This is a genomic window from Paraburkholderia sp. BR10872, assembly GCF_040965835.1.
GTDB classification, from domain to species: Bacteria; Pseudomonadota; Gammaproteobacteria; order Burkholderiales; family Burkholderiaceae; genus Paraburkholderia; species Paraburkholderia nodosa_A.
Genome location: NZ_JBFRCN010000011.1, coordinates 148,273 through 157,639, shown reverse-complemented (window position 1 = coordinate 157,639; position 9,367 = coordinate 148,273). Strand labels below are relative to the sequence as shown.

Genomic DNA, 9,367 nt, shown 5'->3' with positions numbered 1-9,367 from the left:
CGTCTGTCCGACCAGGAAGTGGCCGACGTGTCCACCTTCGTGCGTGCGAGCTGGGGCAACACCGGCGCGCCAGTGAGCGCCGAAGACGTCGGGAGGGTCCGCAAGACCATCACCGTGAGCACGCCGGGGCTGCCGCCTGGCGCAACGCTCAAGCGCTAACGCGCCCCGCGCAGCACTTTTCCCTCCCCGCGTTTCACACCTGCGGTCTCGTTCGCGAGACCGCACGTGTGTGCGCGCATAACCAGAAATCGCTCAACAGGCGATCTTTAGACGTTGATACAACAAATGATGAGAAAACACCTGCTCGCCGCACCAGTCCTGTTCTCGCTCGCCGGCATCGCATCGGCGCAAGGCTCGGTCACGCTGTATGGCATTGCCGACGCCGGCATCACGTATCGCAGCAACGAGCGCACCGGCACCACCGGCGCTTACACGGGCCATTCGAACGTGGGCCTCTCCACCGGCAACCTCTCGGGCAGCCGCTGGGGCATCAAGGGCAAGGAAGACCTGGGCCACGGGCTCGCGGCCATCTTCCTGCTCGAAGACGGCTTCGACATCACGAACGGCACCTCGGGCCAGAGCGGGCGCCTGTTCGGCCGTCAGGCCTTCGTGGGCCTCTCGGACCAGCGTTACGGCTCGCTCACCATGGGCCGCCAGTACACCTCGCTCGACGACTTCGTCGGGCCGGTCGCGCCCGTGAACTTCATCGGCGGCTTCGGCGCGCATCCGGGCGACATCGACGACCTCGACCAGACCACGCGCGTCGACAACTCGATCAAGTACACGAGCGCGAACTACGGGGGCTTCACGTTCGGTGCGCTGTACGGTTTCGGCGGCCAGGCGGGCAGCATGAAGCGCAAGAACACCTGGAGCGTGGGCGCGGGCTACGCAAACGGCCCGCTGCGCATGGGCGTGGGTTATGAACACTCGGACAACAGCAAGACCGGCCTCGACGATCCCACCTACGGCAAGTGGCAAGGCACGTACGACGGTACGTTCAACTCGTCGATCAACGAAGGCTATGCGAGCGCGCAATCGCAGCAGGTGGTGGCGGCGGGCGCAACGTGGGACTTCGGTCCCGCCGTGGTCGGCGTGAACTACAGCAACGTGCAGTATCGCTCGGGCGCGAATTCGCTGTTTTCGGGCAATGCGATCTTCAATACCGCGGGCATTTTCACGCAGTGGAACGTGCAGCCGCGCACGCATCTGTTCGCGGGCTACAGCTATACGCGGTGCAGCGCCGTGGAAGGTGTGGATGAAGACGCGCAGTACCACAACGTTTCGGTGGGCGCGACCTATGATCTCTCGACGCGCTCGACGGTGTATCTACTCGCGGGCTACCAGCATGCAGGAGGCATGACGCTCGACGCAGCCGGCAATCCGGTCGCGGCAACCGCTTCGGTGTCCGACAAGGGCAACGGCCACTCGTCGGCCACGCGGTCGCAAGCCATCGTGAGCGTGGGCTTGCGTCAGAAGTTCTAATACTCCGAAGTTTCGTTGCTTGCGCAACGAAATTGCGGGTGCTCACGCCATGAGCGCCCGCTTGCCTTTGCCGGCCGCGCCGCCGCTCAGTGCAGCACCTCCGGCCGGTCCAGCAGGCCGTAGAACTCGTCGATCGTCACGGTCGGTGCGAACTGCGAGAGCGTGGCGACGATCACGTCGTCGGTAATCGCCGATCCTGCCGCCGATTCGAGCTGAACCCCGGCCGCGGCGGCCTGGCTCTCGGCCAGCTCGAGGGCGATCGACAGGATGAAGCGTGCGTCGGTTTGGGTGAGTAGGGCTTTCATGCCTGCTCTAACGGCGCGCGCACAGGGAATCTTTAGGGTTTTGTGGGGTTTCGTAAGGCTTCGTAATCGTTACGCGCAGCCCTATGTTCAACGCGTACGGGCCACGAACTGTCCGGGACTCGTGCCCGTCAATCGTCGGAACATTGCGATGAAAGCCGACGACGTGGCGTACCCCAGATCCAGCGCCACGGCCTCGACGCTGCGCCCGGCATGCAGCATCGGCAGCGCGTTGACGAGCCGGATGCGCTGGCGCCATTCCGTCAGCGACATGCCGAGCTCGTTTTGCGCGCGGCGCATGAGCGTGCGCTCGCTCATGTGAAATGCATCGGCAAGCTCTGCAAGCGAGCGATTGTCGGCGGGGTTCTGGCGCAGCACCTGGAGGATCGCGTTGAGATCGGCGTCGTCGGTATGCGGCACGAAGCTGCCCGTGGTCGCGCAGGTCGACAGCTGATCCACGAGCACGCGCAACAAACGCGCGCGCTGGGCTTCGCCCTCCTCCTCCGTTGGCGTCACACGCAGATGCTCGAGGATCGCGCGCACGAGCGGCGACACCATCACCGCGCAGCTTGTTGCCGGCATGCGCGTGCACAGGTCGCGGCTGATGTAGACCGAGCAATGCACGGTCTCCTGCTCGTTGAAGCCCACGTGCTCGGTGCCCGGCGCGATCCAGAGCCCGAGATGCGGCGGCGTGATGTAGTGCTCGTCCCCCGCCTTCACCTCGGTCGTGCCGCTGAACGCGTAGACGAACTCGCCCCACGGGTGGCACATCTGCGGATAGGTGGCATGCGAAGGCATGTGCTCCATGCGAAAGAACACGGGCGTGGGCAGCACGTCGGTGAAGGGCGGCAGGCGCAGGTAGCGCGCCGGGCGAGCACGGGCAGGTGTTTTGGGCATGGCGGTCTGGGGCTATCGATTGTCAGTTTTGCGCTATATGCGCGCATCCCGTCGCATCAATACTACGCCCACTGCCAACAAACTTCAGCCGAATCCTTCAAATCAGTGAGCCCGCAATGAGAAAGCAAGTCGACGCAACGGCCGTGGCCATCATGGTGGCGCTCTGCCTCGCATGGGGTCTGCAACAGGTCGCGATCAAGGCGGTGGCCGGGGACATCCCGCCCATGCTGCAGATCGGGCTGCGTTCGGGCGTGGCGGCGGCACTCGTGTGGCTCTTCAACCAGCTCGTTTCGCGCGAGCGCTGGCTGCCGGGCGTGGCGCGCGGCGCTGGGCTCGTCACAGGCGGCTTGTTCGCGCTCGAATTCGTGTTCGTGGCCATGGGCCTGCGCTGGACCAATGCCTCGCACATGGCCGTATTTCTCTATACCGCGCCGATGTTCGCGGCAATCGGCCTGCATCTGCGCCTGCCCGACGAACGCCTCGCGCGGCTGCAATGGGGCGGCATTGCGATCGCCTTCGCGGGCATCGCCATTACGTTCCTCGGGCCCGCGCTGCTGGGCGCCGACATCCCGGGCTCGCCGTTGTGGCTGCTCGGAGACTTCATGGGTCTTTGCGCGGGCGCGGCGTGGGGGCTCACCACTGTCGTCGTGCGCACGAGCCGCCTGAGCGAGGCGCCCGCCACGCAAACGCTCTTCTATCAACTGGCGGGTGCTTTCGTCGCGCTGGTGCCGTTCTCGTTCCTGACCGGCCAGGCGCATTTTCACGGCACGCCGCTCGCCCTGGCCTCCCTCGCATTCCAGACCTTGCTCGTCTCGTTCGTGAGCTATCTCGTGTGGTTCTGGCTGCTGCGCCGCTATCTGGCCGCTCGCCTCGGCATACTGTCGTTCATGACGCCGCTGTTCGGCGTGGCGTTCGGCGTCGCGCTGCTGCACGAGCGCGTAGAGCCCGCGTTCCTGTTTGGCTCGGCGCTCGTGCTGATCGGCCTGCTGGTGGTGAACGCCCAAAGCTGGGTCCGCCAGGCTTTCGGCCGTCGTGCCGCCAACGCAAACGGCGCTCGGGTTTCCTGATTCGATCAACAAAGTACCCGAATTACGCGGCATCTACGGTCTTTCGGTTGGCGTGACGGCGTCTCGCCGCACGCCTGCGCTTTCTGAGGTAAAGTCGCTCGGGTTCCGACTCACCTCGAATCCGGCACCCGATGCAAACCCTCTCGACTTTTACGCCCGTAGCGCTCGAACACGCGAGCCGCCTCATCAATCACGGCCCCACCGTGCTCGTCACCAGCAGCGACGGCAAGCGCCGCAACGTCATGGCGGCCGCGTGGTCGATGCCCGTAGAATTCACACCGCCGCGCATCGCCATCGTGATCGACAAGCGCACGTTCACGCGCGAACTCATCAACGCGAGCGGCACGTTCGGCGTGATCATTCCGGGCGCCGCCGCCATCGATCTGACCTACGCCGTGGGCAGCGTCAGCGGCCGCGAGACCGACAAGTTCCAGCGTTTCGATATCGCCGCCATTACGGGCCCGAAGCTCGGCTTGCCCCTGCTCGAAGCAGGCTGCTGCGCGTGGATGGAATGCCGCCTGATTCCCGAACGGCACACCGAAGACGCCTACGATACGTGCTTCGCCGAAGTGATCGCTGCCGCGGCCGAGCCGCGTGTCTTCCGCAATGGCCACTGGGAACTCGACAGCCGCAACGCGGACCTGCACACGATCCACCATCTGGGGGCCGGCAATTTCGTGCGCGCCAGCGACACGATTAAGGCACGCGAACTCGCGTAAGCGCACCAACGCGATCAGGCCGCTATGATTCGCGTGTGGTGTGAAATCGCCACAAATATTTCGCATTGCATATATTTGAAAACATCTATTGGCGTGTTTTCAAGCGGCACAGGAGCCACGCATGAGCGATCTCGATACGCCGGCATCATTTGGCAGCCCCAAGGCGACCGCGCAAGCCGGACGACTCGGTTACCTGCCCGTCGCGCTGTTCGGCTCGGTCATGGGGCTTGCCGGGCTCTCGTCGGCGTGGCGGCTCGCGCACCGCATGTACGGCGTGCCGCTGTGGATCGCGCAGTTGATCGGCGTGCTCGCCGTGCTGGCGTTCCTGATGATCGGCTTCGGGTACGCCGTGAAATGGGTCACCGGCCCCGATGCCGTGAAAGCCGAATTCAATCATCCCATTGCGAGCAATCTCTTCGGGACGCTGTTCATCAGCCTGTTACTGCTGCCCATCCCGCTTGCCGACGTGAGCGTGCCGTTCGCGCGCGCGGTGTGGATCGTCGGCGCCATCGGCATGATCGTGTTTGCGTGGTTCGTGATCATGCGCTGGCTCAGTCAGCGTCAGCATCCGTCCCATGCCACACCCGCGTGGATCGTGCCCGTCGTAGGGCTCATCGACATCCCGCTCGCCACGCCCGCCATCCAGATCACGGGCGTGAACGGCGTCTTGATGCTCGCGCTCGCCGTGGGGCTCTTTTTCGCTGTGCCGCTCTTCACGCTGATTTTTTCGCGCCTCATGTTCGAGGAGCCCATGGCCAACAATCTGCAGCCGACGCTCCTCATTCTGCTCGCGCCGTTCGCCGTGGGCTTTTCGGCCTATGTGACCGTGACGGGCGAAGTGGACCGCTTCGCCGATGCGCTCTACATGCTCACGCTGTTCCTGCTCACTGTGCTCGTCGGCCGGCTGCGCTATCTCGCGATCACCTGCCCCTTCCGGCTCTCGTGGTGGGCCGTGAGCTTTCCGCTCGCGGGCTCGGTGAGTTGCGCCGAGCGTTACGCCGACCATGCTCCGGGCCCCATCACGCACGGCATCGCGATCTTTCTGCTCGCGACGGTCACGCCGCTGCTGTTCCTGCTGGCCGGCCGCACATTGTGGGGCGTGCTGCGGGGAGAACTGGAAGCGCTGGCCCACTAGCAGCTCGAACACAACTGCGTGCTTGAATTTTATAGACGATCGGTCTAATATCGGCGACATGGAACCGATCATCGCCAAACCGCGCCGCGGCAGGCCGCCGAAAGATCCGCGCGCGCACGCCGACACACGCGACACGCTCATTCGCGCCGGCATGGAAATGCTGACCGAACAGAGCTTCGCGGCCACGGGGCTGGATGCCCTGCTCAAGCGGGTGAACATTCCCAAGGGCTCGTTCTATCACTACTTCGACAGCAAGGAAGCATTCGGGCGCGAGTTGATGAGCGCGTACGATGCGTACTTCTGCGCGAAGCTCGACCGCTGGCTGCAGGACGACACGCGCCCTGCTCTCGAGCGGCTCGGCGCCTTCGTAGACGACGCCAGCAAAGGCATGGCCCGCCACCGCTATACACGCGGCTGCCTCGTGGGCAACCTCGGCGTCGAGGTGGACATCCTGCCCGACGACTTCCGCGACACGCTCGAACGCATTCTGCAGGGCTGGCAAGCGCGCATCGTGGCATGCCTGCACGAGGCCCAGCGCGAAGGCGCACTCGCAAAGCGAATCGACCTTGCGTCACTCGCCGCATTCTTCTGGATAGGCTGGGAAGGCGCCGTGCTGCGCGCCAGGCTCGTGCGCAGCGCGGCTCCACTCGAGACATTTTTTAGGGGTTTCATCGCAGGGTTGCCTCGCGCGTGAGCGCGTGAGCCGCGGCAACGCCAACCGTTCACCGTTTCAGGAGCAAGATGCATCATGTTCAAGGCCATCGTCATTGATAAGGAATCCGGATCGTATGAAGCGCGCGTTGCCGAACTCGACGAAGCGCGCCTGCCGGAAGGCGACGTGCTCGTCGATGTCGGCTATAGCACGCTGAACTACAAGGACGGCCTCGCAATCACGGGCAAAGGCCCGGTCGTTCGCAGCTTCCCCATGGTTCCGGGTATCGATTTCGCGGGGACGGTCGCGCAAAGCGCGAACCCTTCCTACGCGGTGGGCGACGCGGTCGTGCTCAACGGGTGGGGCGTTGGCGAACAACATTGGGGCGGGCTCGCGCAGAAGGCGCGCGTCAAGGGCGACTGGCTCATTCCGCTGCCGGCGGGCTTTACGCCGCGGCAAACGATGGCAGTCGGCACGGCCGGATACACGGCCATGCTCTGCATTCTCGCGCTGGAGCGGTACGGCATCACGCCCGCGCACGGCGACGTGCTCGTCACGGGCGCGAGCGGTGGCGTGGGCAGTTTTGCCATCGCGCTGCTCACGCGCCGAGGCTATCGCGTGGTGGCGTCGACCGGCAGGCTGCAAGAGGCGGAGTATCTGAAGCAACTTGGCGCCGTCGAAGTCATCGACCGCGCCTCGCTATCGGAGCCGGGCCGCCCGCTGCAAAAAGAGCGCTGGGCTGCCGCGATCGATTCGGTTGGCGGCCACACGTTGGCAAATGTCTGCGCGAGCCTGTGCGCCGATGGAGCGGTGGCTGCCTGTGGCCTGGCACAAGGCATGGATCTTCCCGCGACGGTCGCGCCATTCATTCTGCGCGGCGTGAGCCTCCTCGGCATCAATAGCGTCACGCGTCCGTTTGCGCAGCGGCAGCAAGCCTGGCACGCGTTGGGAGAGACGCTCGATCTGAAGCAGCTCGACATGATTACGCGAGAAATCGGCCTGGCCGAGGCCATTGCCGCCGCAAGCGATCTGCTCGCCGGACATGTGCGCGGGCGGCTCGTGGTGGACGTCAACCGGTAACGTGCACAGCCGCGGCGATTCGACGATTCACGATGTCGCCGCGTTCACGAACGATTCGCAAACGCGCGCGGCGTAACGCCGAGAAGCCGCGTCATCCAGTGCGCCATATGGCTCTGATGCGCGAAGCCTGCTTCGAGCGCCACCTGGCTCAGGCTGAGTTTGCCTTCGATGAGCAGCGCCCTCGCGCGTTCGACGCGCCGCCGCACGACGTATTGATGCACCGGCATCCCCAGCGTTTCGCGAAACAGGACCTTGAAATGTGGCACGCTCAGGTCGACGACTGCCGCGAGTTCGACGAGTGTGAGGCGTCGATCGAGATGGCTCTCGATGTAATCGGTCACGCGCGCCGCTTTGTGTGTCGCAAGCTTGGTTGCGCCCCGGCCTTCTGATGCGCCCGTGCCGCCGAGCAGCCGCACGACCATTGCCGTGGAAATGCTCTCGGCAAATAGCGGATCGCAAGCCGTTCCCGCATCGATCTCGGCCAGCAGCGCGCCAGCCAGCGAATTGATGCGCGGGTCGCGCAACTGCAGATGCGGCCGGATCTCGCGCTTACCCCACGGGTTCTCCATCTGCTCCGCAATCGATCGCACGAAGCGGTCGTCGAACCACACGCGCAGAATCATGCAGTCCGCATCATCGGTCCATTCGCCTTCGACCCCGGCAGGCACCACATCCGCGTCGCCGTGCGCCTGGAGCCGCGATTGACGGCGGCCGTCGCAGGCGCATCGCGCACGCACCGGCATGCCGACATGAATTCCTATGCGGTGGTACGCCATGGCGGGAAAGCGATGCTGCCCCGCACTCACACGCAGCAGTTCGGCGCCACCGCCCTGCCAGCCCAATCCGGCGCTCGAACGCAGGCTGACGCTTGTTCCAGCATGCCGGTGCGGATCTGCAGTCAGTGCGCTCATGGCAATCCTTTTCGACGCTCAAGCCGTGCGGGAATTCGTGCGATGTTTGCGGCCAGTTTACTGGATTCGGGCCACGCTCGCGCACCGCGCCATGGTGGACGTATTCAATCATCCGTTTCTGTCCAAGGCCATCCGTTCCTGCGCGCCATACGGCGTTCGTCTGCCTACGATGATGCAGACCACGCACACCAGGAGAAAGCGATCATGTTCGTGATTTTTGGAGCAGCGGGAAAAGCCGGGCGCGTCACCGCCGCCGCGTTGCGCCGTGCGGGCAAGCCCGTGCGCGCCGTGGTGCGCCACGCTCGTCAGGGCGAGAGTCTCGCGGCGCTGGGCTGCGAAATCGCACTCGCCGACCTGACAGACGCGCACTCGGTCGCGGCCGCGATCAAGGGCGCACACGCCGTCCAGCTGCTATGTCCCGTTCCATCCGGTGATACGGATCCCGAAGCGACCATGCGCACGACGATCGACGTCGCCACCGATGCCCTGCGCGAAAACCCGCCCGCCACGCTGCTCGCCATTTCCGACTATGGCGCGGAGCTGCCGTTGAATACCGGCATCACGCGGCTCTATCACTACCTGGAAAAGCAGCTGAAACCCATTGCCACGCAATTGGTGTTGCTGCGCTCGGCGGAACATATGCAGAACTGGGCGGCGTTCATGCCCGGCGCGCTCGCAACCGGTGCGCTGCCGAGCCTCCATCTGCCTTTGGAGCGCCGCTTTCCCACGGTTGCCGCACAGGACGTTGGCGCGGCGAGCGCCGAACTGCTGCTCGAATCGCATCAGTCCGGCACGCCGAGAATCGTGAGCGTTGAAGGACCGCAGAGGGTCAGCGTGAACGACATCGCGACGGCATTGAGCATTGCGAGCGGCCGCACGATCACGCCTCATGCGCTGCCGCGCGAATCGTGGGCACCGATGCTTCTCAAAGCCGGACTCAGCGAGAAGCACGGCCGGCTCATCACCGATCTGTACGACGTTTACAACACCGGCCGCATCGACGTGGAAGCGAGCCGCAGCGAGCGGCGCTTCGGCATGACTGCGTTAAGCGACGTGTTCGGGCCGCTCGTTGCGAAATTCAAGAGCCAATAGCGTGCACGCCGCAGTGACAAAAAAGCCGGG

Annotated in this window: 10 protein-coding genes and 1 pseudogene; 8 read left to right on the top strand and 3 right to left on the bottom strand. The window is 64.7% G+C overall.

From position 1 onward, the window contains the following. Together AB4Y43_RS12075 and AB4Y43_RS12070 are read left to right on the top strand one after the other, a co-directional pair. Positions 1-159: pseudogene (locus AB4Y43_RS12075) on the top strand (cytochrome c); the annotation flags it as partial. A gap of 129 nt (positions 160-288) precedes the next feature. After that, positions 289-1,482 (top strand): porin, encoded by a 1,194-nt coding sequence (locus tag AB4Y43_RS12070; RefSeq protein WP_368727890.1) that lies wholly within the window; start codon positions 289-291, stop codon positions 1,480-1,482. A gap of 86 nt (positions 1,483-1,568) precedes the next feature. Here AB4Y43_RS12070 and AB4Y43_RS12065 read toward each other — a convergent pair whose 3' ends face one another. Both AB4Y43_RS12065 and AB4Y43_RS12060 read right to left on the bottom strand, forming a co-directional pair. Further along, on the bottom strand, positions 1,569-1,787 hold the full coding sequence (locus AB4Y43_RS12065; RefSeq protein ID WP_028207581.1) for a hypothetical protein: 219 nt from the start codon (positions 1,785-1,787) through the stop codon (positions 1,569-1,571). 87 nt (positions 1,788-1,874) lie between these two features. After that, positions 1,875-2,681 carry a helix-turn-helix domain-containing protein gene (locus AB4Y43_RS12060; RefSeq protein ID WP_069266346.1) on the bottom strand — a complete coding sequence of 269 codons (807 nt, stop codon included), beginning with the start codon at positions 2,679-2,681 and terminating at the stop codon, positions 1,875-1,877. Positions 2,682-2,797: 116 nt separating this feature from the next. Between AB4Y43_RS12060 and AB4Y43_RS12055 the strand changes: the two genes are divergently transcribed. From AB4Y43_RS12055 to AB4Y43_RS12035, 5 genes are all read left to right on the top strand, one after another. Next, positions 2,798-3,748 (top strand): DMT family transporter, encoded by a 951-nt coding sequence (locus tag AB4Y43_RS12055; protein ID WP_069266345.1) that lies wholly within the window; start codon positions 2,798-2,800, stop codon positions 3,746-3,748. 131 nt (positions 3,749-3,879) lie between these two features. After that, positions 3,880-4,467, top strand: a complete 588-nt coding sequence (locus AB4Y43_RS12050) for a flavin reductase family protein (RefSeq protein ID WP_368727887.1) — start codon at positions 3,880-3,882, stop codon at positions 4,465-4,467. A 121-nt stretch (positions 4,468-4,588) separates the two neighbouring features. Then, entirely contained in the window at positions 4,589-5,602 is a 1,014-nt protein-coding gene (locus tag AB4Y43_RS12045) for an SLAC1 anion channel family protein (protein WP_368727886.1), read from the top strand. Positions 5,603-5,660: 58 nt separating this feature from the next. Next, positions 5,661-6,296 (top strand): TetR family transcriptional regulator C-terminal domain-containing protein, encoded by a 636-nt coding sequence (locus AB4Y43_RS12040; protein WP_368727885.1) that lies wholly within the window; start codon positions 5,661-5,663, stop codon positions 6,294-6,296. A gap of 54 nt (positions 6,297-6,350) precedes the next feature. Beyond that, entirely contained in the window at positions 6,351-7,334 is a 984-nt protein-coding gene (locus AB4Y43_RS12035; RefSeq protein ID WP_368727884.1) for an MDR family oxidoreductase, read from the top strand. 44 nt (positions 7,335-7,378) lie between these two features. On the opposite strand, the gene AB4Y43_RS12030 is transcribed toward AB4Y43_RS12035, so the two are convergent. Next, positions 7,379-8,245, bottom strand: a complete 867-nt coding sequence (locus tag AB4Y43_RS12030; protein WP_368727883.1) for a helix-turn-helix domain-containing protein — start codon at positions 8,243-8,245, stop codon at positions 7,379-7,381. Between the two features lie 204 nt (positions 8,246-8,449). Here AB4Y43_RS12030 and AB4Y43_RS12025 point away from each other — a divergent pair, with 204 nt between their 5' ends. After that, positions 8,450-9,337, top strand: a complete 888-nt coding sequence (locus tag AB4Y43_RS12025) for an NAD(P)H-binding protein (protein WP_342946370.1) — start codon at positions 8,450-8,452, stop codon at positions 9,335-9,337. Positions 9,338-9,367 lie beyond the last annotated feature (30 nt).

Bases quoted from the DNA above. Each gene is read 5' to 3' on its own strand.
- AB4Y43_RS12070 (WP_368727890.1), top strand. From the start codon at position 289: ATGAGAAAACACCTGCTCGCCGCACCAGTCCTGTTCTCGCTCGCCGGC.
- AB4Y43_RS12065 (WP_028207581.1), bottom strand. From the start codon at position 1,787: ATGAAAGCCCTACTCACCCAAACCGACGCACGCTTCATCCTGTCGATC.
- AB4Y43_RS12060 (WP_069266346.1), bottom strand. From the start codon at position 2,681: ATGCCCAAAACACCTGCCCGTGCTCGCCCGGCGCGCTACCTGCGCCTG.
- AB4Y43_RS12055 (WP_069266345.1), top strand. From the start codon at position 2,798: ATGAGAAAGCAAGTCGACGCAACGGCCGTGGCCATCATGGTGGCGCTC.
- AB4Y43_RS12050 (WP_368727887.1), top strand. From the start codon at position 3,880: ATGCAAACCCTCTCGACTTTTACGCCCGTAGCGCTCGAACACGCGAGC.
- AB4Y43_RS12045 (WP_368727886.1), top strand. From the start codon at position 4,589: ATGAGCGATCTCGATACGCCGGCATCATTTGGCAGCCCCAAGGCGACC.
- AB4Y43_RS12040 (WP_368727885.1), top strand. From the start codon at position 5,661: ATGGAACCGATCATCGCCAAACCGCGCCGCGGCAGGCCGCCGAAAGAT.
- AB4Y43_RS12035 (WP_368727884.1), top strand. From the start codon at position 6,351: ATGTTCAAGGCCATCGTCATTGATAAGGAATCCGGATCGTATGAAGCG.
- AB4Y43_RS12030 (WP_368727883.1), bottom strand. From the start codon at position 8,245: ATGAGCGCACTGACTGCAGATCCGCACCGGCATGCTGGAACAAGCGTC.
- AB4Y43_RS12025 (WP_342946370.1), top strand. From the start codon at position 8,450: ATGTTCGTGATTTTTGGAGCAGCGGGAAAAGCCGGGCGCGTCACCGCC.